At 49.4% G+C, this 23,597-nt stretch carries 26 protein-coding genes; 11 read left to right on the top strand and 15 right to left on the bottom strand.

Annotated features, from left to right (window positions below):
* Positions 1–16: 16 nt before the first annotated feature.
* From ACTHSN_RS06260 to ACTHSN_RS06235, 6 genes are all read right to left on the bottom strand, one after another.
* Positions 17–331 (bottom strand): CsbD family protein, encoded by a 315-nt coding sequence (locus ACTHSN_RS06260; RefSeq protein ID WP_049348716.1) that lies wholly within the window; start codon positions 329–331, stop codon positions 17–19.
* Positions 332–451: 120 nt separating this feature from the next.
* Complete coding sequence (locus tag ACTHSN_RS06255) at positions 452–1,018, bottom strand: SGNH/GDSL hydrolase family protein (RefSeq protein WP_440365184.1); 567 nt, start codon at positions 1,016–1,018, stop codon at positions 452–454.
* A 122-nt stretch (positions 1,019–1,140) separates the two neighbouring features.
* On the bottom strand, positions 1,141–1,398 hold the full coding sequence (locus ACTHSN_RS06250) for a hypothetical protein (protein ID WP_285069911.1): 258 nt from the start codon (positions 1,396–1,398) through the stop codon (positions 1,141–1,143).
* An 89-nt stretch (positions 1,399–1,487) separates the two neighbouring features.
* Positions 1,488–1,970: a sel1 repeat family protein gene (locus tag ACTHSN_RS06245; RefSeq protein ID WP_440365183.1), complete on the bottom strand. Its 483-nt coding sequence runs from the start codon at positions 1,968–1,970 to the stop codon at positions 1,488–1,490.
* 71 nt (positions 1,971–2,041) lie between these two features.
* Complete coding sequence (locus ACTHSN_RS06240) at positions 2,042–4,204, bottom strand: heavy metal translocating P-type ATPase (RefSeq protein ID WP_440365182.1); 2,163 nt, start codon at positions 4,202–4,204, stop codon at positions 2,042–2,044.
* 147 nt (positions 4,205–4,351) lie between these two features.
* Entirely contained in the window at positions 4,352–4,561 is a 210-nt protein-coding gene (locus ACTHSN_RS06235) for a heavy-metal-associated domain-containing protein (protein WP_440365181.1), read from the bottom strand.
* 147 nt (positions 4,562–4,708) lie between these two features.
* On the opposite strand from ACTHSN_RS06235, the gene cueR reads away from it, so the two are divergent.
* Positions 4,709–5,101 (top strand): Cu(I)-responsive transcriptional regulator, encoded by a 393-nt coding sequence (cueR, locus tag ACTHSN_RS06230; RefSeq protein ID WP_377072978.1) that lies wholly within the window; start codon positions 4,709–4,711, stop codon positions 5,099–5,101.
* 249 nt (positions 5,102–5,350) lie between these two features.
* Here cueR and ACTHSN_RS06225 read toward each other — a convergent pair whose 3' ends face one another.
* A complete protein-coding gene (locus ACTHSN_RS06225) occupies positions 5,351–5,560 on the bottom strand; it encodes a heavy-metal-associated domain-containing protein (protein WP_049344680.1) in 210 nt (69 codons plus the stop codon).
* A gap of 144 nt (positions 5,561–5,704) precedes the next feature.
* On the opposite strand from ACTHSN_RS06225, the gene ACTHSN_RS06220 reads away from it, so the two are divergent.
* From ACTHSN_RS06220 to ACTHSN_RS06210, 3 genes are all read left to right on the top strand, one after another.
* Positions 5,705–6,877 carry a sugar transporter gene (locus ACTHSN_RS06220; protein ID WP_070822158.1) on the top strand — a complete coding sequence of 391 codons (1,173 nt, stop codon included), beginning with the start codon at positions 5,705–5,707 and terminating at the stop codon, positions 6,875–6,877.
* Positions 6,878–7,142: 265 nt separating this feature from the next.
* Positions 7,143–8,558 carry an SLC13 family permease gene (locus ACTHSN_RS06215; protein WP_440365180.1) on the top strand — a complete coding sequence of 472 codons (1,416 nt, stop codon included), beginning with the start codon at positions 7,143–7,145 and terminating at the stop codon, positions 8,556–8,558.
* A gap of 117 nt (positions 8,559–8,675) precedes the next feature.
* On the top strand, positions 8,676–9,185 hold the full coding sequence (locus ACTHSN_RS06210) for a peptidylprolyl isomerase (protein WP_004519830.1): 510 nt from the start codon (positions 8,676–8,678) through the stop codon (positions 9,183–9,185).
* A gap of 76 nt (positions 9,186–9,261) precedes the next feature.
* Here ACTHSN_RS06210 and ACTHSN_RS06205 read toward each other — a convergent pair whose 3' ends face one another.
* Positions 9,262–9,759, bottom strand: coding sequence for a YbhB/YbcL family Raf kinase inhibitor-like protein (locus ACTHSN_RS06205; RefSeq protein ID WP_002232090.1), 498 nt, complete (start codon positions 9,757–9,759; stop codon positions 9,262–9,264).
* Between the two features lie 186 nt (positions 9,760–9,945).
* Between ACTHSN_RS06205 and ypfJ the strand changes: the two genes are divergently transcribed.
* Together ypfJ and ACTHSN_RS06195 are read left to right on the top strand one after the other, a co-directional pair.
* Positions 9,946–10,788 carry a KPN_02809 family neutral zinc metallopeptidase gene (gene ypfJ, locus ACTHSN_RS06200; RefSeq protein ID WP_440365179.1) on the top strand — a complete coding sequence of 281 codons (843 nt, stop codon included), beginning with the start codon at positions 9,946–9,948 and terminating at the stop codon, positions 10,786–10,788.
* A 121-nt stretch (positions 10,789–10,909) separates the two neighbouring features.
* Complete coding sequence (locus ACTHSN_RS06195; protein WP_440365178.1) at positions 10,910–12,292, top strand: phosphomannomutase/phosphoglucomutase; 1,383 nt, start codon at positions 10,910–10,912, stop codon at positions 12,290–12,292.
* Positions 12,293–12,396: 104 nt separating this feature from the next.
* Here the strand turns inward: ACTHSN_RS06195 and rpe are convergent, their stop codons facing one another.
* Positions 12,397–13,077 carry a ribulose-phosphate 3-epimerase gene (gene rpe / locus ACTHSN_RS06190; protein WP_036490579.1) on the bottom strand — a complete coding sequence of 227 codons (681 nt, stop codon included), beginning with the start codon at positions 13,075–13,077 and terminating at the stop codon, positions 12,397–12,399.
* A gap of 49 nt (positions 13,078–13,126) precedes the next feature.
* Positions 13,127–13,633 (bottom strand): hypothetical protein, encoded by a 507-nt coding sequence (locus ACTHSN_RS06185; protein WP_070646854.1) that lies wholly within the window; start codon positions 13,631–13,633, stop codon positions 13,127–13,129.
* A gap of 322 nt (positions 13,634–13,955) precedes the next feature.
* Here ACTHSN_RS06185 and ACTHSN_RS06180 point away from each other — a divergent pair, with 322 nt between their 5' ends.
* The gene (locus tag ACTHSN_RS06180) at positions 13,956–14,384 is read left to right on the top strand and encodes a Spy/CpxP family protein refolding chaperone (protein WP_049336552.1); all 429 of its coding nucleotides are present in this window, start codon (positions 13,956–13,958) and stop codon (positions 14,382–14,384) included.
* Positions 14,385–14,449: 65 nt separating this feature from the next.
* Here the strand turns inward: ACTHSN_RS06180 and ACTHSN_RS06175 are convergent, their stop codons facing one another.
* Positions 14,450–15,316, bottom strand: a complete 867-nt coding sequence (locus ACTHSN_RS06175; RefSeq protein WP_070813934.1) for an ATP-binding protein — start codon at positions 15,314–15,316, stop codon at positions 14,450–14,452.
* Positions 15,317–15,332: 16 nt separating this feature from the next.
* Positions 15,333–15,947 (bottom strand): riboflavin synthase subunit alpha, encoded by a 615-nt coding sequence (locus ACTHSN_RS06170; RefSeq protein WP_101755549.1) that lies wholly within the window; start codon positions 15,945–15,947, stop codon positions 15,333–15,335.
* 125 nt (positions 15,948–16,072) lie between these two features.
* Between ACTHSN_RS06170 and ACTHSN_RS06165 the strand changes: the two genes are divergently transcribed.
* The 3 genes from ACTHSN_RS06165 (at position 16,073) to ACTHSN_RS06155 (ending at position 18,444) form a co-directional block, all read left to right on the top strand.
* Positions 16,073–16,918, top strand: coding sequence for a 23S rRNA (adenine(2030)-N(6))-methyltransferase RlmJ (locus ACTHSN_RS06165; RefSeq protein WP_101755550.1), 846 nt, complete (start codon positions 16,073–16,075; stop codon positions 16,916–16,918).
* Between the two features lie 130 nt (positions 16,919–17,048).
* Positions 17,049–17,402: a hypothetical protein gene (locus ACTHSN_RS06160; RefSeq protein WP_101755551.1), complete on the top strand. Its 354-nt coding sequence runs from the start codon at positions 17,049–17,051 to the stop codon at positions 17,400–17,402.
* 67 nt (positions 17,403–17,469) lie between these two features.
* The gene (locus tag ACTHSN_RS06155; protein ID WP_070608221.1) at positions 17,470–18,444 is read left to right on the top strand and encodes a class 1 fructose-bisphosphatase; all 975 of its coding nucleotides are present in this window, start codon (positions 17,470–17,472) and stop codon (positions 18,442–18,444) included.
* 141 nt (positions 18,445–18,585) lie between these two features.
* Here the strand turns inward: ACTHSN_RS06155 and waaF are convergent, their stop codons facing one another.
* On the bottom strand, positions 18,586–19,605 hold the full coding sequence (gene waaF / locus ACTHSN_RS06150) for a lipopolysaccharide heptosyltransferase II (RefSeq protein ID WP_070460911.1): 1,020 nt from the start codon (positions 19,603–19,605) through the stop codon (positions 18,586–18,588).
* Between the two features lie 284 nt (positions 19,606–19,889).
* A complete protein-coding gene (gene guaB, locus ACTHSN_RS06145) occupies positions 19,890–21,353 on the bottom strand; it encodes an IMP dehydrogenase (RefSeq protein WP_003678893.1) in 1,464 nt (487 codons plus the stop codon).
* A gap of 189 nt (positions 21,354–21,542) precedes the next feature.
* Between guaB and ACTHSN_RS06140 the strand changes: the two genes are divergently transcribed.
* Positions 21,543–21,968, top strand: a complete 426-nt coding sequence (locus tag ACTHSN_RS06140) for a DUF4124 domain-containing protein (protein WP_070460916.1) — start codon at positions 21,543–21,545, stop codon at positions 21,966–21,968.
* A 69-nt stretch (positions 21,969–22,037) separates the two neighbouring features.
* Here ACTHSN_RS06140 and ACTHSN_RS06135 read toward each other — a convergent pair whose 3' ends face one another.
* Positions 22,038–23,366 (bottom strand): anaerobic C4-dicarboxylate transporter family protein, encoded by a 1,329-nt coding sequence (locus ACTHSN_RS06135; protein WP_107769462.1) that lies wholly within the window; start codon positions 23,364–23,366, stop codon positions 22,038–22,040.
* Between the last annotated feature and the right edge of the window lie 231 nt (positions 23,367–23,597).

Below are 23,597 nucleotides of genomic sequence, written 5' to 3'. Positions count from 1 at the left end.
TTTTATTCTTTAAATATTAAAATTTGCTTTTAATATCATTAATCAAGCCTTCAGCTTTTTCTTTGGCTTCTTCAGCCAAGTGTGCTACTTTCTCTTTGGCTTCATCGGCTAAAGCAGTTGCTTTTTCTTTAGCTTCTTCAAACAATTGCGAACCTTTTGCTTTACCTTCTTCTAAAGCGTCACTGGCTTTGCTTCCAATATCTGATGCTGCTTCTTTAACTTTGCCAACGCCTTGTTGAACCAAGCCCTCAGCTTCAAGTTTAGCATTGCCGGATACATCGCCAGCCACTTCTTTTACTTTACCGCTGATTTTATCTAATTCGCCGCTCATGGTCATACTCCTGGATTAAATATTGATAGGATGAGTGCTACATCACCTTATATCGGGGACTTCGCTTCAACTTTAAAGGCCGTCTGAAAGCCAAAACATGACAAAACGAGTTAAGTCAGGTTAATCCATCTGTTTCAATATCGCTTCGGCTACTGCCTCGCCTATCATCTTACTGCCGAACTCATTGAAATGAAGCCCGTCACACAGCATCACATCAGTCAAGTCCTGCTCAAACATCAGACTGTATAAATCATTGACGGCAAAGCCATATTGCCTTGCCAAATCCTCCGCCACACGGTTATAGGCCTTCAAATCAGCCAGATAGCGGCGCGAGGGTTTGACGATATTGTGTACGCTTTCCAAAAACGGCGTACTGCTCGCCCAAATAATTTTTGCCCCTGTCTGTTTCAGATAATCGAAAATTTGGGTCAGGTTGTTGCGGTAGGTTTCTATATCGGCCACCGGCTCATTACAGCCTTGATTGTGGCGGATGTCGTGCAAACCGCAGTTGATGTGGATAATGTCTCCCGCAGTCACGCCCTCTATCCATTGCCCGATATGCTCTAACACATCATGCGACGAACGGCAGTTTTCCGATGGAGAAACAATATCCGCCTCAGGCAAAGCGGCGCGCGTGTAAGGCTCCGAAGCAAGCCGCACGGAGTCGCCGATTAAGTAAACGGTCATTTTTGTTCTCCTCCCTTTATTTGAACAAATACTAAGGCCGTCTGAAATATCACTTATATTATTATAAGAGTGCTATTTCAGACGGCCTTAACTTCAGTCAAGTTTTATTGTTAAATCATAAATTAACGCTGACTGTTTTTATAAAAATCAATTAATTGCTTGGCCTGCAACATGGGCAGCCCAAAACGGTCGCTCACGGCTTTCAAATCCTTCCATTCCTGACCGGTCAGATTTTGCCCAACCCATTTGAGGTTTTCCGGATTGCTTTTGATTTTCTCAAAATACGCCTGCTTGCGTTTCCAATTGCGCGACCACACCAGAAACATGGTAAAAATACATAAAACAATCAATACAATATTGGTAAACAACATCATGTCCATACGACATACTCCCGCTTGAGTCTCGAAATCAGAAAATATGGATTAAAGGCCGTCTGAAAAACAGTCTTCAAACGGCCTCAGCGTGACGCTCAACGTTGCATTTCCATCATTAACGCCTGGCAAGCGGATTCGTTTTCCAAAGCACAAGATTCGCTCAGTTGGTTTAAACGGCTGTCGCGGTCTGGTGTATTGCCTTGCGCCATCTCTGCTTTAGTTTCTTCAAGATTGGTACAGGCATTTTCATAACCGCCTTTACAGGCCCGTTCGTAGAGTTTGACCGCGGCGGCATAATCCATGCCCAAACCGCTGGACGGATTAAGATACAGATTACCCAAAACATTGCAGCCGCGCATATTGCCGCCATCACAAGCTTTTTTCAGAAACGGATAAGCATTAGCAGGCGCTTCAAGATAATCGCGCGTCCAAATGGCTGCAGTGACGCAACTTTCCAGATTGTTCCGATTGCATTCCCGTATCAGCTTATCGTGCTGCTTCTCGCTGTAATCCTCAGCCTGCACGCTAAACGCAGTGGCAACCAATGCCAAGCCAAACAATAAACGAAGTGTTTTCATCTGATTATTCCTTCAAAAATACTTGATGACAGGCCGTCTGAAAAAACAGTCTTCAGACGGCCTTTATATTATTACTCAATATTCACCCGTTTCAGGCGCAAGGCATTACCCAATACCGAAACCGAGCTTGCCGCCATTGCCGCGCCTGCGATGACGGGGTTTAAAAAGCCGAGTGCGGCGAGCGGAATGCCCAAGATATTGTAGAAGAAGGCGAAAAACAGGTTTTGCTTGATGTTTTTCAAAGTCGCCTGCGATACCAACAGGGCATCGGCGAGTTGGTTGACCGAATGCTGCATCAGCGTGGCGGATGCGGTGTGTTCGGCAACGTCCGCTCCGCCTTTCATGGCGAAGCTGACGTTGGCGGCGGCGAGCGCGGGGGCGTCGTTGATACCATCGCCGACCATCGCCACGGTTTTGCCGGCGGCTTTGAGTTTCTGTACTTCGGCGGCTTTGTCGCGCGGACTCATATTGCCGAAGGCGTGTGCGATACCCAGTTGTTTGGCGACGTATTCGACCGTGCCTTGGTTGTCGCCGCTCATGATGTAAACATCGATATTGTGTTTTTTCAGACGGCCTATGGCTTCGGCGGTATCGGCTTTCAGCGCGTCGGCAAGTGCGAATGCGCCGATGGGTTTGTTATCGACCGAGACTGCAACAATGCTTGCAATGTCCCAAACGCCGTCTGAAAACTTCGGCAAGGTCAGTTCGGCAAATTCGGATTTGCCCGCTTTCACCAAACCCACTCCTTCGACTTCGGCGGTAATGCCTGCACCGACAACGGTTTGCGCGTTTTGTGCGGCGGGAATATCCAAGCCGCGCGCTTGGGCAGCAGAAACGATAGCGCGGGCAAGCGGATGAGCGGCGTTTTGTTCAACGGCGGCGGCGATGCGGTACAAAGCGTCTTCGTCAAAGCCACTGTCGGGAACGCAATAAACGGCGGCAACCTGCGGTTTGCCTTCTGTCAGCGTGCCGGTTTTGTCCAGCACGACGGCATCAACGTGGGCGGCTTCTTCCATTGCCGCCGCGTCTTTAAACCAAATGCCGTGTTTCACTGCTTTGCCCATGCCCACCATAATCGCGGCTGGCGTCGCCAGACCGAGCGCGCACGGGCAGGCAATCACCAAAACGGCAACGGCGTGCATCAGTGCAACCGTCCAATCGCCTTTCACCAGCCAAGTGGCGATAAAAGTCAAAAGCGCGATGCCCACGACGGCAGGCACGAACACCGCCGCCGCTTTATCGGCCACACGCGCAATCGGTGCTTTGCTGCCTTGTGCTTCAGAAAGCGCGTTCATCATGTCGCCGAGCAAGGTTTGGCTGCCGAGCTGCGTGGCGCGGTACACCACGCTGCCTTCGGTCATCAGCGCGCCCGCCAACACTTTGCCGCCCGCCTTTTTCTCTTCGGGGTTGGATTCACCGGTAAGATGGCTCTCGTCCGCCCAACCGCTGCCGCTTTCAATGATGCCGTCGGCGGCAATGCGTTCGCCATGGTTGGCGCGGATAAGGTCGCCGATTTGCACTTGGTCGATGGGAAGCTGTTTCCATTCTCCATTGCGTTGCACGTTGACTTGAGTAGGCGTGAGTTTGAGCAGCAAGCCCAAGCTGTTCAGGCTGGATTTTTTGGTGCGGTGTTCCAAAAATTTGCCCAGCGACACAAAACCAATCACCATCACGCCTGCTTCAAAATACACATGCGCCATGCCGTGCGCCGCGTGCGGGCTGAAAAACAGCATATAGACGGAATACAGATAAATCGATACCGTGCCGATGGTAACCAGTACGTCCATATTCGCCAGCCCGCCTTTAATGCTCGCCCACGCGCTTTTGTAAAACGGGATGGCCAGCCAAAGCTGCACCACGCTTGCCAGCACAAACTGCCATACAGGTGGAATCATCCAATCGTACCATCCGACCATCATGCCTACCATACCGATTAAGAACGGGATGTTGATGGCCAGTAAAAGCCACAGCCTCCAGCCGATATGGTGTTCTGCTTCAGGTTGCGGCAATGTATCTTCCGTTTTTTCCTTCGCGCCGTAGCCGGTTTTCTCAATAATTTTGGCGATGTCGGCTGCGGAGGTTTTGCTGTCGTCAAACGTAACCTGCGCTTCCTCGCTGGCAAAGTTCACCCCTGCCGATTCGACAAAATCTTTTTTGTTCAACACTTTTTCAATACGCGAAGCGCAGGCCTGACAGGTCATGCCTTCGATTTGGAAACGGACTTTTTGTTGCATGGCAAAGCCTCCTATTGATTGTTTGGTGGGTGTTTTTCGTGTTTATATATTACCAAACGAAAACGACATAATGGCAAAAAGTAAGTTATCAAGAGATAAAGACCGTCTGAAGCGTTTCAGACGGCCTTTTCAAAATACGCTTATCGGTTACAAAGCCACATCGTAGCCGCCGTCTTCTACGGCATCAATCAGCGCATCGGTATCTGTCTTGCTTTCATCAAAAGTAATCACTGCATTTTTGTTTTCCAAGCTGACTTCTGCTTTTTCCACGCCTTCTACGCCTTCCAAAAGACGGGTTACGCTTTTCACGCAGCCGCCGCAGGTTATGCCGTCGATGTTTAATGTGATGGTTTGCATAGGGTTTCCTTTCTGTTGGAATGAGGCTGAGGTTTTAAAGCCCGTTGCAGCCAAAGCTTTCAGGTAACCTGAAATGATGGGTCTGCTCTTGCTTTCCCGCTAAGTGCCGCCACTATAAAGCTTTACCCGAAGTAAAGGTCAAGCATCATGATGAACATCAGCCAGGCCGCGGCCGAGAGCGGCCTTTCCGCCAAACAAATCCGCGACTACGAAAAGCACGGCCTAATCGCCCCGGCCACGCGCAGCGAAGCGGGCTACCGCCGCTACGGACAGGCCGACCTTGTCCGGCTGCGCTTTATCCGCCATGCGCGGGAAGTGGGCTTTTCGCTGCCGCAGATCGGGCAGCTTTTGAGCCTGCAACACAACCCGCAGCGTACCAGCCGCGAAGTGAAAACGCTCACCGCGCGGCACATCGCCGAGCTGGAAGCCAAAATCGAACGCTTGCAGGGCATGGTGGCTGAGCTGCAACGTTGGCACGATGCCTGCACGGGAGACGACTTCCCGGATTGTGCGATTTTGGCCGGGCTGGAGGAGCGTTAGGCGGCTTGGGCAGAATAGAAACAGGCTACCTGAAAAGTTTCAGGTAGCCTTAGTCGGCCGCTAACGGTTTGGTACAGGCCTCGTCGTAATACGGCAGCCACTTGCCGCCGCTTTGCTTCAGATATGCGCGAAAACTTTTGTTTACCCGTGTGGCGGTGTAATCCAAATAATGGCAAAAAGTAAGTTATCAAGAGACAAAGGCCGTCTGAAGCGTTTCAGACGGCCTTTATTCAAAAATACGCTTATCGGTTACAAAGCCACATCGTAGCCGCCGTCTTCTACGGCATCAATCAGCGCATCGGCATCCGTCTTGCTTTCATCAAAAGTAATCACTGCATTTTTGTTTTCCAAGCTGACTTCTGCTTTTTCCACGCCTTCTACGCCTTCCAAAAGACGGGTTACGCTTTTCACGCAGCCGCCGCAGGTCATGCCGTCGATATTGAGGGTAACTGTTTGCATTTGTATTTCCTTTCATTCAAACAAAGATAATTGCCAAACACTTTACTCCTTACGCAAACAGCTTGCAAATTCTTTATTAAGGCCGTCTGAAAAATGCAGATAGGCGTACAATAACGCCTTTTGCTTCATCAAACGGACATAATAATGACTTCAACATTCAAACAATGGGTTAGCGTATGCGCGCTGGCGGTGGGTGCGTTTATTTTCAATACTACCGAATACATTCCGATTGCGCTTTTGAGCGACATCGGTCAAAGCTTTGGCAAAGCGGCAACGGAAGTGGGCATGATGATTACGGTGTATGCGTGGATTGTTGCGCTCCTATCGCTGCCGCTGATGCTGATGACGAAAAACATCGAACGGCGCAAATTATTGCTGATGCTGTTTGCACTGTTTGCGCTGTTTCACGCGCTGTCGTTCTTTTCTTGGAACTTCAACATCCTCTTGGTCAGCCGTATCGGGATTGCGCTGACACACGCGGTCTTTTGGTCGATTACGGCTTCTTTGGCGGTACGGCTTGCGCCCACCGGCAAAACCAATCAGGCTTTGGGCCTGCTCAGTACGGGTACGGTTTTGGCCATGGTTTTGGGCATTCCGCTGGGGCGCGTGGTCGGGCAATACTTCGGCTGGCAGCTCAGCTTCCTGCTGATCGGGGTTTGCGCTGCCGGCGTAATGCTGGTGTTGGCCAAAAACCTGCCTGCTTTACCCAGCCAAAATACCGGCTCTTTAAGCAGCCTGCCGAGTTTGTTCAAACGCCGCAACCTGATGTTGCTTTATGCCATGACGGTGTTGATTATTACGGCACATTTCACGGCATACAGCTATATCGAGCCTTTTGTGTTGCAAGTTGGCGGATTTAAGGCTGAACAAGTCACCATCGTTTTGAGCCTGTACGGTTTGGCAGGCTTCGCCGCTTCTTATCTGTTTGGCAAATGGTTTGCCAAATCGCAACGTTTGTTTATGCTCGGCGCAGTGGCAGTCATCCTGCTCTCTGCCCTGCTGCTTCTGCCGTTTGCCTCTTTCCCGTATGCGGTGTACGCGCTGGTGTTTATTTGGGGCGTGGCCATCGTCATTGTCAGCTTGGGCATGGTGTCGAAAGTCTTGGCATTTGCCTCGGATGCAACTGATGTGGCCAACTCGATTTATTCAGGTTTGTACAACGTCGGTATCGGCGGCGGTGCGCTTTTGGGACATTATGTAACCGTCTGGTTCGGCCTTTCCAATATCGGCATTGCCGGAGCTTTGCTGGCGGCGGCAGGTCTGGCCGTTTGCGGCTTGTTGTTTAAGGAACAAGACAATCTGACGCAAAACGTTTAAATCCATATAAATCAGGATGGTATTACTGACCCGGCCGTAATTTTGGCAGTTTTACCGATTTGTCCTGATGCTTATTAACCCACGATGGGTCTTCATTTCGCCGGATAAGCAGTTTTCTTGCTGCTTATCCGGTTTTCATTTCATTTTTAAAAAATAATTTACAATTTGTTTACACTACATCAAATTACAAATATACTGTCGCCTATTAGGCCGTCTGAACGTACGGCTGAAAAGAAAAACCAATCATGTTTCAGAGGAATACATCATGGACTTAAACGCCAAGGATAAGACTCAGCATCCTGAGAACGTCGAGCTTCTCAGTGCACAGAAGCCGATTACCGACTTTAAAGGACTGCTGACGACCATTATCTCTGCTGTTGTCTGCTTCGGCATTTATTACATCCTTCCCTACAGCCCCGATGCCAACAAAGGTATCGCGCTGTTGATTTTTGTTGCGGCACTTTGGTTTACCGAAGCCGTACATATTACCGTTACCGCACTGATGATCCCTATCCTTGCCGTTGTACTCGGCTTCCCGGATATGGACATCAAAAAAGCGATGGCCGGTTTCTCCGACCCGACGATTTACATCTTCTTCGGCGGTTTCGCACTTGCCACCGCACTGCACATGCAACGTCTCGACCGTAAAATCGCCGTCAGCCTGTTGCGCCTGTCCCGCGGCAATATGAAAGTTGCCGTGCTGATGCTGTTTGCCGTTACCGCCTTCCTGTCTATGTGGATCAGTAACACTGCGACTGCCGCGATGATGTTGCCTTTGGCAATGGGTATGATGAGCCACCTCGACCAAGAAAAAGAACGCAAAACCTACGTTTTCGTCCTGCTCGGTATCGCCTACTGCGCCAGTATCGGCGGCTTGGGCACCGTGGTCGGTTCTCCGCCGAACATGATTGCCGCCAAAGCGCTGAACTTGGACTTCGTCGGCTGGATGAAGCTCGGCCTGCCGATGATGCTGTTGATTCTGCCGCTGATGCTGTTCTCCATGTACGTCATCCTCAAACCTAATTTGAATGAGCGCGTGGAAGTTAAAGCTGAATCTATCCCTTGGACTTTGCACCGCGTGATTGCGCTGTTGATTTTCTTGGCCGCAGCCATCGCTTGGGTATTCAGCTCCAAAATCAAAGCCGCATTCGATATTTCCAACCCTGATACCGTTATTGCCCTGATTGCCGCCGTTGCCGTCGTCGTATTCGGCGTGGCGCAATGGAAAGAAGTTGCCCGCAATACCGACTGGGGTGTATTGATGCTCTTCGGTGGCGGTATCAGCTTGAGCGCATTGCTGCAATCTTCCGGCGCATCTGAAGCTCTGGGTCAGCAAGTTGCTTCCACGTTCTCCCATTCTCCTGCATTGCTGGTGATTTTCGTGGTTGCCACCTTCATCATCTTCCTGACTGAGTTCACCAGTAACACAGCTTCCGCCGCCCTGCTTGTGCCTATTTTCGCCAGCATCGCCGCGCAAATGGGTCTGCCCGAACAAGTCTTGGTATTCGTCATCGGTGTCGGCGCATCTTGTGCCTTCATGTTGCCGGTTGCCACACCGCCTAACGCGATTGTGTTCGGTACAGGCTTGATTAAGCAACGCGAAATGATGAATGTCGGCTTATTGCTGAATATCCTCTGCGTGGTATTGGTTGCTCTGTGGGCTTATGCTGTACTGATGTAAACCATCGACTAAGTAACAAGGCCGTCTGAAAGAATATTTTTCAGACGGCCTTGAAGTTTCTCGTTCAGACACAATTTAACGAATGATTCAAAACCGGATTCTAACGAAAGGAAACCCATGATTATCCTGCACACCAACAAAGGCGACATCAAAATCGAACTCGATTTCGACAAAGCCCCCGTTACTGCTAAAAACTTCGAGCAATACGTTAAAGACGGCTTCTACGACGGCGTAATCTTCCACCGCGTCATCAAAGGCTTCATGATTCAAGGCGGCGGCATGGATGAAAACATGAACGAAAAAGAAACCCGTGATCCGATTCAAAACGAAGCGTCCAACGGTTTGCCTAACGAAAAATACACCATCGCCATGGCGCGTACTTCCGATCCTCATTCTGCCAGCGCGCAATTCTTCATCAACACTGCCGACAACGCTTTCCTGAACTTCCGTTCTAAAGAGCTGTACGGCAAAACCGTTGTCCAAGACTGGGGCTATGCCGTATTCGGTAAAGTCGTTGACGGTTTTGACGTTGTCGATGCCATCGAAGGCGTTTCTACCAAACGTCACGGCTACCATGACGACGTACCGAGCGAACCTGTCATCATCACTAAAGCCGAAGTGGTTTAATTGATTTGATTTCCCATAAAAACAGCCTGCCCGAATTAAAAACGGACAGGCTTTTTTTCAATAATGACGCATACCATCACACATCATAAGTACCGACCACGCATGCCGAATCCAAAACATGGCCCTGCATGGCAAAATGCAGCTCATTAAAGCGGAAACCGCGCGGCAAATCCAAAACGGTATCCAGCGCGTACACAATCAGTTCATAACGATGGCGGTTGTTCGGTGGTGCCATACCGCCATAAAAAGAAGCCTCTTCGATTTCAAATTTACCCAACGCGCTCGCCCAAGTGTTCGCACCCTGTGTGAAATCTGTTGCAGAAATACTTTCATTTTCTGCCACGGAAGTACGTTTCAAATCCGAAATCAACCAATGCGTCCATACGAAACCCGATGCCGAAATGGCATCTTTGTCTTCCAACACCACGGCAAACGATTTTGTTCCTTCAGGCGCATCTTCAATTTCAAAAGGAATCGAATAAGAAGGCATACCGCTCGGGCTGAACTGACTGCCGCGCTTGCCGTATTTGTCTTCAAATTCGCCGTTGACAATAGCTTTACTGCTGACTTTCATCTTATATCTCCCAATAGTAGGTTTATTCATTCTAACAAACACCAAGGCCGTCTGAAAGATACTGCCGTTTTCACTTTCCCGATGTCGCATTTTCAGACGGCCTCAAGCAATATTCACAATTCGATCAAACACATTTGACATTCCATAGTATAATCCGCCGCATGAAAACTACACAGGATACGCATTATGGATTGGAAAGGTCGTGAACAAAGCCAAAACGTAGAAGATCGCCGCGGAAGCCGTGGCGGCAGCGGTGGCGGCAAAACGCCGGGCATACTCGGCATTATCGTGGTTTTGGTCGGCGCATATTACGGCGTAGATTTGAGCGGTTTGGTTGGCGGCTCATCTTCGATGGGCATCCCTACCCAGCAAGCCTCCCGACTCGACAGCCAACAAGAAGCCGAATTGAACGAACTGTCCCGCGTTGTCCTTGCCGATACGGAAAAAGCATGGAGCAAATATTTCCAACAACACGGCCAACGCTATACACCGGCAACCATGGTGTTGTATGAAGGCGGTACGTCCACCGCCTGCGGTACGGGCCAATCTGCCATGGGTCCGTTTTACTGTCCGGGCGACCAAAAAGTTTATTTGGATTTGAGCTTCTATGAAGACATGCGCACCAAGCTCAAATCCGCCAGCGATGCTGCATTTGCCTACGTTATTGCCCACGAAGTCGGCCATCACGTTCAAAACCTGCTCGGCATCCTGCCTAAAGTCCACAAAATGCAACAACAAGTCGGCAAAAAAGAGGCCAATGCCCTTTCCGTCAAACTCGAATTGCAGGCCGACTGTTTCGCCGGTATTTGGGGACACTACGCCGTCAACAACAATATCTTCAAAGCAGAAGACATTCAAAAAGCGATGCTGGCCGCTGAATCTGTCGGCGACGACCGCTTGCAGAAACAGGCTCAGGGCTATGTCGTTCCCGACAGCTTTACCCATGGCTCGTCCGAAGAACGCATGACTTGGCTCAAGCGCGGCTTGGAAAGCGGCGACATCAACCAGTGCAACACTTTCAACAATTGATTCGTCCAAGCAACACTGTTCTTTGATGTAACGACAAAAGGCCGTCTGAATTCTTCAGACGGCCTTTTAGCCGTGTTAGAATAAGCCCCATTATTTCCCCTTAAATTTAAAGGAAATCCACATGGCAAATATCGCCCGCGACATTTTCAAAGCCTACGACATCCGGGGCATCGTCGGTAAAACCCTGACCGACGAAGCTGCCTACTTAATCGGTAAAGCCATTGCCACCAAAGCCTCCGAAAAAGGCATTACCCGCATCGCACTCGGTCGCGACGGCCGTTTGAGCGGTCCCGGCCTGATGGCACAAATTCAACGCGGTTTTACAGACAGCGGCATCGACGTCCTCAACGTCGGCATGGTTGCCACCCCTATGCTCTACTTCGCAGCCATCAACGAATGCGGCGGCAGCGGCGTAATGATTACCGGCAGCCACAATCCGCCTGATTACAATGGTTTCAAAATGATGCTGGGTGGCGACACGCTCGCAGGCGAAGCCATTCAAGAACTTTTAGCTATTGTTGAAAAAGACGGTTTTGTTGCTGCCGACAAACAAGGCAGCGTAACCGAAAAAGACATCTCCGGCGAATACCACAACAACATCGTCGGCCACATCAAGCTCAAACGCCCGATGAAAATCGTGATTGACGCGGGCAACGGTGTCGGCGGCGCATTTGCAGGCAAACTCTACAAAGGCTTGGGCAATGAAGTGACCGAACTTTTCTGCGAAGTGGACGGCAACTTTCCTAATCACCACCCCGACCCTTCCAAACCGAAAAACCTGCAAGACCTCATTGTCGAGCTCAAAAACGGCGATGCCGAAATCGGCTTGGCATTTGACGGTGATGCCGATCGCTTGGGCGTGGTCACCAAAGACGGCAACATCATCTATCCAGACCGCCAACTGATGCTTTTCGCGCAAGACGTGTTGAGCCGCAATCCTAAAGCCAAAGTGATTTTCGACGTCAAATCCACCCGTCTGCTTGCGCCTTGGATTAAAGAACACGGCGGTGATCCTGTCATGGAGAAAACCGGCCACAGCTTCATCAAATCCACCATGAAAAAAACCGGCGCACTGGTTGCCGGCGAAATGAGCGGTCACGTTTTCTTTAAAGAACGCTGGTTCGGCTTCGACGACGGCATGTATGCCGGCGCACGCCTCTTGGAAATCCTGTCTGCCTTCGACAATCCGTCCGAAGTATTGAACAAGCTGCCGCAAAGCATTTCCACTCCGGAACTCAACATCGACCTGCCGGAAGGCAGCAACGGCCACAAAGTGATTGAAGAGTTGGCTGCCAATGCCAAGTTCGAAGGTGCGACCGAAATCATCACCATCGACGGCTTGCGCGTTGAATTCCCTGACGGCTTCGGCCTGATGCGTGCTTCCAATACCACGCCGATTTTGGTATTGCGTTTTGAAGCGGATACGCAAGAAGCGATTGAACGTATCCAAAACCAATTCAAAGCAGTCATTGAAAACAATCCAGCATTGAAATGGCCGCTGTAAGGGTTTAGGCTAAAACAAAAGGCCGTCTGAAAATCATTTCAGACGGCCTTTAATATTAAACATTGATTATTTAAAGTTTGGAAACCAAGAATATCCCGGCTTAGTTATCCGACTTGCGCCAACTGTTGACGCATTTCATCGATAACGGCTTTGTAATCCGGTTTGCCAAAAATCGCCGAACCGGCCACAAACGTATCCGCACCTGCCGCCGCAATTTCAGCAATATTGTCTGTCTTCACGCCGCCATCGACTTCCAAGGCGATATGGCGGCCGCTTTGCCGTTCATACTCGTCCAACATCTCGCGCACTTTGCGGATTTTCACCAGCGTATTCGGGATAAAGCTTTGTCCGCCAAAGCCAGGGTTGACCGACATCAGCAACACCATATCCAGTTTGTCCAAAACGTTTTCCAGAATATTGACCGGCGTAGCAGGATTCAATACTAAACCTGCCTGACAGCCGTATTCTTTAATCAAACCCAAGCTGCGGTCGATGTGGCGGCTGGCTTCCGGATGAAAGGTAATGATATTGGCACCGGCTTTGGCAAACGCATGAATCAAATCGTCCACCGGCTCAACCATCAAATGCACATCGACCGGCACGGTTGCATACGGTTTCAAAGCCGCGCAAACCATAGGGCCGAAAGTCAGATTCGGCACATAATGATTGTCCATCACATCAAAATGAATCAAATCCGCACCGGCGCGGATAACTTCGGCAACCTCTTCGCCCAAGCGGGCAAAATCGGCAGACAAAATACTGGGGGCAATACGGTAGTCGGTCATGTTTATTCTCCTAAAGTGTGTTCCTTTTGTTATATACCTAGAAATTAAACTATCTTTTATATTTTACTGTAAACAAAGGCTGTTCTAAATTCCAAGGCAAATTTTGTTCAGAAAATATTTTTTCTATTTTCTGAACAAAAATCTCCCACCTAGGATCATTCTCATCAAACTCTTCATATCCGATTAAACAACAATCCTGGCAAATAGATTTTAATTTATCAGTGCCCTCTAACATTTCTGTTGTCCAAATATCCCTTTCTTGGCATGACATTTCATTATTATCAGCAAATGATGTAAGTTCTATATTAGCAATAATCGAAAACTCATGTTCCAAAGAGTTCAATTCCCCAGAAGGAAAGTCTAAATCAATTAATGACTCTAATAAACCACACTTTATAGCTCTATAAACAAACTCAATACCGACCTGAAATAAATATTTTCTATTTTCAAGATTCATATCTAATGTCATAGGGAAAAAGTTAGATATCCCAAGCTCAATATCAGAACACCATTGCAATTTCTCATACATATTAAACAAATAACTTTGCTTTAACATTACTTAACCTCACTTTTTACTGGGAATTTTAGTTTTAATGAAACTTCATTATTCTGTTGTAGTAAAGCTGATGTCATTATCGCATTTTTAACCCTATGTTGTATGCCGCCGACAACATCTCTGCCGTCATTTTTATGAATTTACATTTCATATACATTAATGAAACTTATAATCACATAGTAAGACTTTGAAAATAAATTATTAGATTACATACATGTGCAAAAAAATCTAACATCATTAACAAAAGTTAACTGCATTGATACTGCCTTTCACACGCTTATCGGTTATATTTCCAAACCTGATGAAACATTAGGAAGACACCGTGTCTGTTGCACTTTCCCGCTATCCGACTTTTATTTTCTTAGCACTCGCCCTACTCTGTTCCAGCCTGCCTGCACACGCCGGTCCGTTTCTGGCCACTTTGGACGACTTCCACCCGAATTGCGACATCCGACAGCTTAATTTGTCCGCCGACCAACACGCCGCCCTGCGCCGCCTGCGTACTGACTTCAAACAAATCAACGATAAAGCCTACCGCAAAACCGTACGCTCCGACCGCAACCGCCGTCAAACCATCATCAAAATCCTCTCCGGCGACTCATTCGACTCAAACGCCGCCCGCGATTATGTTGAAAACCGCTACCTCTCCAGCATGGACTATGCGGTAGATGAAATGGAAATCCAATACCGCCTCTATCATCTGCTCAATCCGCGCCAGCGCCAGCAATGGTTGTCTTCATGCTTGCGCTGATGGATAAATAAAAATATAAAAAGGCCGTCTGAAACCATATTCAGACGGCCTTTGCTTTTTCAGCCTTAATCCAACACTCTTTCTTCCGGCAACCGACCTGCCCAGTCGCAGGCAAACTGCCATGCCGAGCGGCCTGAACGGCTGCCGCGCATTTGCGCCCATTGCAACGCGGCTTGGCGCGCCGTATCGTCAAAAGGCACATTGAAATCGTCCAACCAGTTGGCAACAGCGGTCAGATAATCGTTTTGGTCGAAAGGATAAAAACTCAGCCATAAGCCGAAGCGGTCGGAAAGGGAGATTTTCTCCTCGACGGCCTCTTTCTGATGAATTTCACCGCGAGTGCCCGTCGTACCGCCGTTTTCATCCATGTATTCGGGAATTAAATGACGACGGTTGGATGTGGCATAAACCAAAACATTGGTGCAACGTTGCGACAGTCCGCCGTCTAAAGCAGTTTTCAAGGCTTTATAGGTCTCATCACCGCTTTCAAACGACAAATCATCGCAGAAAACGATAAATTTCTCGGGACGCTCGGACAACAGCGTCAACAAAGCCGGCAAACTGATCAAATCGCTTTTATCCACCTCAATCAGCCGCAGGCCGCGCTCAGCGTATTCGTGCAACAACGCTTTAACCAAGGAGGATTTCCCCGTACCGCGCGCGCCGGTCATCAAGACATTATTTGCAGGACGGCCTGCCAAAAATTGCTCGGTATTGCGTTTCAGCCTGTCGGTTTGCGAACCGACTGCCGCCAATCTGCTCAAAGGAAACGTATGCGGACGCGGCAGGCTTTCCAAAATGCCTTTTTTACCCACGCTGTGCCAACGGTAGGCTAAAGCACGCCAGTCGGTTTTACCGGCTTCGTCAGGCAGGATTAAATCCAGACGGTTTAAAACGGAATTCGCTTTTTTCAAAAAATTGGATAATTTCATTTTGGCTTTCTTTTTTTCAGACGGCCTTTTGTGCCAATACACGCATCACGGTATCGACAACGGCTTGGGTTTGCGGATCGATTTCAATATTGATGAGGTCGCCTTCTTTGCGGCTGCCAAACAGGGTACGATCCAAAGTCTCCGGAATCAGGTGTACGCAAAATTCGCTGTCGCTGACTTCGCCTATGGTCAGGCTGCAACCGTCCAAACCGACAAAGCCTTTGGTCAGGATGTAGGGTTTGAGGTTTTCCGGCAGCTCAAACCAGACTGTGCGGTTGAACTCGCTGGATTCGATACGGGAAATTCGGGTAACCGCCATCACATGGCCGCTCATCACATGACCGCCGATTTCATCGCCAAACCGCGCCGCGCGTTCCAAATTGACACTGTCACCAACTTTCAAGCTGCCGAGATTGGTTTTGCGTAAGGTTTCGTCCATCAAATCAAAGCTGACTTTGTTGCCGTCGATTCGGGTAATGGTCAGGCAGCAGCCATTGTTGGCAACAGAGGCGCCGGTTTGCAGATTGTCGGCGATTTCGGGGGGCAGCTCGACAGTGTGGGTACGAAAGTCGGGCGAAGGTTGGGCGATGTCTGTAATTTTGCCCATGCCTTGTACGATGCCTGTAAACATGATGTCTTCTTTCCGATGGTACGATAAGGCGGATATTGTAGCATTTTCCAGGCACAAAGGCCGTCTGAAAGCGGTGATGGCGATGGTTTGGGGTATAATCGGTTTTTTATTTCCGCAGCCCGATCATGCTCAGCTACCGCCACGCCTTCCATGCCGGCAACCATGCCGATATGCTCAAGCACTTTACCCTCTTCCTTGTCCTCGAATATTTCAACCGCAAAGACAAGCCTTATTGGTATATCGATACGCACAGCGGTGCCGGTTTGTATGATTTGAGCGGCGATGAAGCGCAAAAAGTCGGCGAATACAAACAAGGCATTGTGCTCTTGGAACAAGCTGACAAGCTGCCTGCCGAATTGGCCGAATTTGTAGGCCGTCTGAAACAAATACTGCCGCAAGACAACCTTTACTGCGGCTCGCCTTGGCTGGCACAGGCGATCACGCGCGACAGCGACAAAATGCGCCTCTTTGAGCTGCACCCTGCCGATTTTGTCCACTTGCAAAATAATATGCGCGAAGTCCGTCCTGCGCGTAAAGTACAGGTCAGCCAAGCGGACGGTTACCAAGGCCTGATTTCACTTCTGCCTCCTCCGCCGCGCCGCGCCGCCGTCTTGATTGATCCGCCCTACGAAGAAAAACAAGACTACCGCCGTGTCGTCCAAGTTTTGAAAGATGCTTTGAAACGCTTTGAAACCGGCTGCTACATGGTTTGGTATCCCTGCCTGAGCCGCGAAGAAAGCCGCAAACTGCCGGACGAACTCAAAAAAATCGCTCCCGACAATTATCTGCACGCCGAGCTTCATGTCCATACGCCGCGCAGCGACGGTTTCGGTATGCACGGCAGCGGTATGTTCGTCATCAACCCGCCCTATATGCTTGCCGAACAGTTGCAAAACAATCTGCCCGAACTTTCCAAAATTTTGGCGCAAGATGCAGGTGCGCATTATGTATTGGAAAGCAAAACGAAATAAACGCCGCTGTCTGAACGCATACCCAAGCGCTTCGATTTTGCCGCCATACCCGTTCAGACGGCCTTAACCCTTTATACTTAAGCCTTTTTCCACTACAATTCACAACATAACAATTAACGGCCGTCCACTCATGAATATACGCACACCCCTAGCCTGCACGCTCCTGCTTTGCGCGTGCAGCGAATCAGTAAAAAACGAATTTAAAGAAGAATTTACCCAAAGTTTCCGCACCGAATTTGTCCGCTCGGCAACCGAAGCCTGCGTAGAAAAAGCCGCAGGAAAAAGCCCGTTTGATTCCGCGACCACTGAAAAAATCTGCCGCTGTATCGGCGAAAAAACAGTCGACCAAATCAATCCTGAAGAAGCGACCTCGCTTTTGGGCGGCAGCGACTCCATGAGCGACGAGCTGAAAAAACGCATCAAAGACACCAGCATCGCCTGCACTAAAGAAGTTTTAGGCATGGCCGACAGCAAAACCAAATGAACACGCCGTTTTCAGACGGCCTGAAATTGAAAAATATTCGATTCAAACTTAGGAAAAGAGTGAAACCATGAATACATTGAACCAATTCTTAGCCCAACACCTGCCCGAACACAAACTGCCGCAAGAGCTGGCCAGCGTATTGGAATCCGTAGCCGCCGCCTGTTTGGATATCAACGCCAAAGTCCGCCTCGGCGCACTTTCCGGCGTTTTGGGTATGGCAGGTACCGGCAACATCCAAGGCGAAGACCAAAAGAAACTCGATGTCATCGCCAACAACATCATGATTGATGTTTTAAAAGCCAATGCCAACATCGCAGGCCTTGCCAGCGAAGAAGAAGACACCTATGTCGCCACGCACGAAAACGGCGGCTATTTGGTATTGTTTGACCCGTTGGACGGCTCTTCCAATATCGACGTCAACATCTCCGTCGGCACCATTTTCTCCATTTTGGCGAAACCAGAAGGCGCATTGACTACCGAATCCTTCCTGCAAAAAGGCCGCGACCAAGTGGCTGCAGGTTATGTTTTATACGGTCCGCAAACCCAACTGGTACTGACTGTCGGTCATGGCGTGTTCGTCTTCACTCTGGATGATGCCAACCAATTCCTGCTGACCAAAGAAAATCCGCGCGTTCCGGAATCCACTAAAGAATTCGCCATCAATATGTCCAACCAAAGACATTGGTTCGCTCCTGTTCAACAATACATTGACGAATTGCTGGCAGGCGAAACCGGCGTACGCGGCAAAAACTACAATATGCGCTGGGTAGCCAGCATGGTTGCCGAAATCCACCGCATCCTGATGCGCGGCGGCGTATTCATGTATCCGCAAGACAAACGCGACCCATCCAAACCGGGCAAACTGCGCCTGATGTACGAAGCCAACCCGATGAGCCTGCTTATGGAACAGGCCGGCGGCGCATCAAACGACGCCATCGAAGCCATGCTCGACATCCAACCTACCGGTCTGCACCAACGTGTTGCCGTATTCATGGGCAGCCGCGAGGAAGTGGAATACGTTTATAATCTGCATCAAAAATAATCAAATGTATTGATTTCAAACCAAAAAATGCCGTCTGAAATATGATTTTCAGACGGCCTTTTGTTAAAAAATAAAAGAAACGAAAGATTAAAAGGACAGACTCAAATCTGTCCTTTACTGTTTTCCAGTATATATCTTGGATTACGCCGAACGAGTCAGCTCTTCCGCCACTTTTTGCACCATATCCGGCGTCAGCTTGTTCAAACAATCCGTATGCCCTAACGGACATTCGCGTTTAAAACATGGCGAGCAATCCAAATTCAAGCTGACGATTTTTGCCTTTTGGCTTAGAGGCGGCGTATGGTCAGGGCTGGATGAGCCGTAAACCGCAACCAATTTCCGATCAAGCGCGGCCGCTAGGTGCATCAGACCGCTGTCATTGCACACGACCGTATCGGCGCAAGACAACAAATCAATGGCTTCAGAAAGATTGGTTTTACCGCAAAGATTGGTACACAGGCCGTCTGAAAGTCGGTTGATTTCATCTGCAATATCAAAATCTTTTTGCGAACCGAACAGCCAAACCTGCCAGCCCTCGGCCAAATATCGGCGGCCGAGTTCGGCAAAATGACGCGCAGGCCAACGCTTGGCCGGGCCATATTCCGCACCGGGACAAAATGCCAAAATCGGTTTATCCGTCGCCAAACCATGTTTTGACAAAGCGGCTTGACGGCTTTCAGGATCAATCGTGAAACACGGATTATCGGAATGCCCGTTAAAATCCGCTGGGGTCGGATGCGCCAGCGCAGTATAGCGGTCAACCATCAGAGGCAACGCGGCCTTATCCAACTTGCGGATATCGTTCAGTAAAAAATAGCGCGACTCGCCGACGTAGCCCGTACGCTGTTTAATGCCTGTAGCCAAGGCAATAATGGCGGATTTGAGTGAACCGGGCAAAACAATCACTTGATCATAGCCTTCTTTTCCCAATTCACGTCCGATACGCCAGCGTTTTTTCAATTCCAACGCGCCATGTCCAAACGGATTTTCCATCACACGGTTGATCTCAGGCATACGCTCAAATACGGCCATCGACCATTTGGGCGCAAAGGCATCAATGGTACAGCCGGGATGCAGCTCATGCAAACGGTGATAAAGCGGTTGGGTCATGACGCAGTCACCAATCCAGCTTGGGGTAATAATCAGGATTTTTTTGGACATAATGGAATGTGTTTTTAATTTTGGCTTATTGTAATACGATTTTTAAAAGGCCGTCTTAAACTTGGTTTAATCGCTCAGTTCAAAACGTACTAGTTGATACATGTCATTTCAACAGATGCACTCTGGTTTGAGCGCGTGAAGCGTTTGTCTCCCCAATTATTCTGCAAATACCACGCCCCAAATACTAAGCATAACAGCGGCAAGCAATATTTGCTTCATTTTTAAAACCTTATAAAAACAGAAAGGCCGTCTGAAATATTTTCAGACGACCTTTTTATACTCGTTTAACGATGGTAGTTAGGCGCTTCTTTAGTGATTTGTACGTCGTGAACGTGGGATTCGCTCATACCGGCAGAAGTGATTTCCACAAATTCTGCTTTCTCGTGCATTTCAGCAATATTGGCGCAACCCAAGTAACCCATGCTGGAGCGCAGGCCGCCGGTCAGCTGGTGGATGATGTTCACGATCGGACCTTTGTAAGGAACGCGGCCTTCGATGCCTTCAGGAACATATTTGTCTGTACTGTCGGTTTTGTCTTGGAAGTAGCGGTCGGCAGAGCCTTGGCTCATCGCACCCAACGAACCCATGCCGCGGTAAGACTTGTAAGAGCGGCCTTGGTAGAGTTCGATTTCGCCCGGTGCTTCTTCCGTACCGGCAAACATACCGCCGAGCATGACGCTATATGCACCTGCTGCCAGAGCTTTGGCAATATCGCCGGAGAAGCGGATACCGCCGTCGGCAATCAGGGGAACGCCTGTACCTTTCAGGGCTTCGGAAACATTGTGAATCGCAGTCAGTTGAGGCACGCCTACGCCTGCTACGATACGGGTCGTACAAATCGAGCCAGGGCCGATACCGACTTTAACGGCATCCGCACCGGCAGCCACCAAATCCAAAGCGGCTTTAGCAGTAGCGATGTTACCGCCGATGACTTGGATGTGCGGATAGGTTTCTTTTACCCAGCGCACGCGATCGATAACGCCTTGGCTATGACCGTGGGCAGTATCGACCACAATCACGTCCACACCTGCTTCCACCAATGCTTTGACGCGCTCTTCGGTATCGCCGCCGGTACCCACCGCGGCACCGACACGCAGGCGGCCTTCGGCATCTTTGTTGGCATTAGGGAATTCGGTTGTTTTCAGAATATCTTTAACTGTAATCAGACCTTTGAGTTCGTCTTGGTCGTTCAACACCAAAACGCGCTCAACTTTGTGCGCATGCATGATTTCGCGGGCTTCATCGATGCTGGTACCTTCAGGAACGGTAACCAAACGGTCGCGAGGGGTCATGATGGCAGAAACAGGCAGATCGACACGGTTTTCAAAACGCAGGTCGCGGTTGGTCACGATACCGACCACTTTGCCGTTTTCCACAACAGGCAGACCGGACATTTTGCGTTTGCGTTGTGCGCGCATTTCCAAGACTTCGCGGATCAATGCGGTCGGCGCAACGGTAACGGGATCTTTCACCACGCCGCTCTCATGGCGCTTCACTTTGGAAACGGCACGCGCTTGCAACTCCGGCGTCATGTTTTTATGGATAATACCAATGCCGCCTTCTTGAGCCATAGAGATGGCCAGACGCGCTTCGGTAACGGTATCCATTGCAGCAGAAAGTAGAGGGAGGTTGAGCGTGATATCGCGGGTGAGTTTGGTTTGAAGTTTGACATCTCGAGGCAGCACGTTTGAGTGCGCTGGAACCAACAAAACGTCGTCGAAAGTATAGGCTTTTTCTACAATACGCATGATGCTCGGTCTTTCAGTTTGTGCAAGATGCACGGCATTATATCACACCGGCTTGATGCTAACATTGGCAATACATGTTTTAACGTTATTTTTTTACATGATTTGATCCGCAGTACAAAAATATGCCAACGCATTGCAGTTTCAAGTAAAATAGGTCGAATGAGAACATCATTTACATAAGGGAAATCCATGAAATCTTCCGCACTCAAAACCTGTCTGACAGCAGCCCTTCTCTCTTCCGCCGCCCTGACCGGCGCGGCCGAGGTTTACACTTGGAAAGGCACGTCGGGCAACAGCTATTCCGATACGCCAAACCGCCTGCAACCGAAGCGTTCCGGGGTAGTCAACATCCGCACGCACAACGTCAAACCTGCCGTTGCACCTGCTGTTGCAGCATCTGAGCCGGTTGCCGAGCAGCCCAACGAACAGGTTGCGGAACAAAACAAACAAATCGAAGAGCGCAATAAAAAAATCGAAGAGCAAAACCGCCAAAACAAGCTGGAAAACTGCAAAATCGCCAAAATCAACCGCCAAGTCGCCGAAAGCGCACGCTTGGCCAATCGTGACAGCCTGATTAAACAATACCAAAACGACGTCAATAAATACTGCAATTAAGCTCTCGAATAACAATATCAAAAAGGCCGTCTGAAATTTAATTTCAGACGGCCTTTATTTTTCAGCCTATCAATAATACAGCTGAACCAACAACAAACCGATGGCTAAGCTGAATGCCATGCTCAATAGGCCCGGAATCATGAAGCTGTGGTTGAAGATAAATTTGCCGATTTTGGTCGAGCCGGTTGTATCGAAGTCGATAGCGGCAATAATCGGGCCGTAGTTTGGTATAAAGAAATAGCCGTTTACCGCAACGAATGTGCCGATAATGATGGGCGCAGGAATACCCAGTTTGATGGCGATTGGAAATAGCGTTGCCACTGTCGCGCCTTGGCTGTTGACCAATACCGACAAGACAAACAGGGCAAAGGCAAAGGTCCATGGTGCAGACTCAACCAAATGGCTGACGGTCGATTCTACTTCTGTTAAGTGGCCGTTCATCAAGGTATCGCCCAACCAAGCCACGCCAAACACCGCAATCACGGCACGCATACCGGCATGGAATACCGAACCTCGGGTAATCGCATCGCCATTGGGTTTACACGCCAAGATAATCAGCGCAGAAGCAGACAACATCACGATTTCAATCGTATGCGCCATGCCCATAGGCTTGATCGCGCCATCGTGTTCAAAAGCCGGACGCAACTCAGGCAGCGCACCCATCACGACCACCAGCAATGCCGCAGTCAAGAAAATACCGACCGACAATTTGGCTTTCGGCGAAATGGCAACATCGGTTTGTTGTTCCTCCACATCGATGTATTCTTTCACATAGTTCGGGTCTTTCAGCAAAGCCTGATAATGCGGATCGTCTTTCAACTCTTTGCCCAGTTTGTTTACAAACACGCAAGCCAAACCGATACCCAAAATCGTGGACGGAACGGTAACTTTCAACACGTCCGCCATCGTGATGTGTTGCGGCTCAAGCATGGTGACGCAGGCAACAACGGCGGCGGCAATCGGGCTGGCGACAATCGCAAATTGGGAAGCGATAACCGCCATCGTCAGCGGACGGGAAGGACGGATGCCATTGCGACGGCTGACTTCGGCAATCACGGGCAAGACCGAGTAAGCCACATGGCCCGTACCTGCCAACACGGTAAAGGTATAAGTCACCGCCGGCGCGATAAAGGTGATGTATTTCGGATTGCGGTGCAACACGCGCGTGGCAATCTTAATCATATAGTCCAAACCGCCGCTGGCCTGCATGGCCGCTGCGGCAGACACTACCGCCATAATCATCAGCATCACATCAATCGGCGGGCTGGTCGGTTGAAGATGAAAACCAAAAGACAATACGGCCAAGCCGATACCGCCGAGCACACCCAAACCAATACCGCCAACCTGCGCACCAATCAGGATACACAGCAGCACAATGGCAAACTGAATAAAAAACATAGTTGACATCACAACTCCCAAAATCCGGCCTTAGCCGAAATAAAATTACAAACGGTTGGATTATAGAGTAAACCCTCTTCCCTAACCATACTTTACCTAATTATACATACCGATCTACATTAAATAAATAATATTCTCATTTAACCAATAGACTGAGACCTTTGCAAAATTCCCCAAAATCCCCTAAATTCCCACCAAGACATTTAGGGGATTTCTCATGAGCACCTTCTT

It is taken from the genome of Neisseria sp. P0009.S010, assembly GCF_051958545.1.
Classification (GTDB): Bacteria; Pseudomonadota; Gammaproteobacteria; order Burkholderiales; family Neisseriaceae; genus Neisseria; species Neisseria subflava_A.
This window is presented reverse-complemented; position numbering and strand designations above follow the sequence as displayed.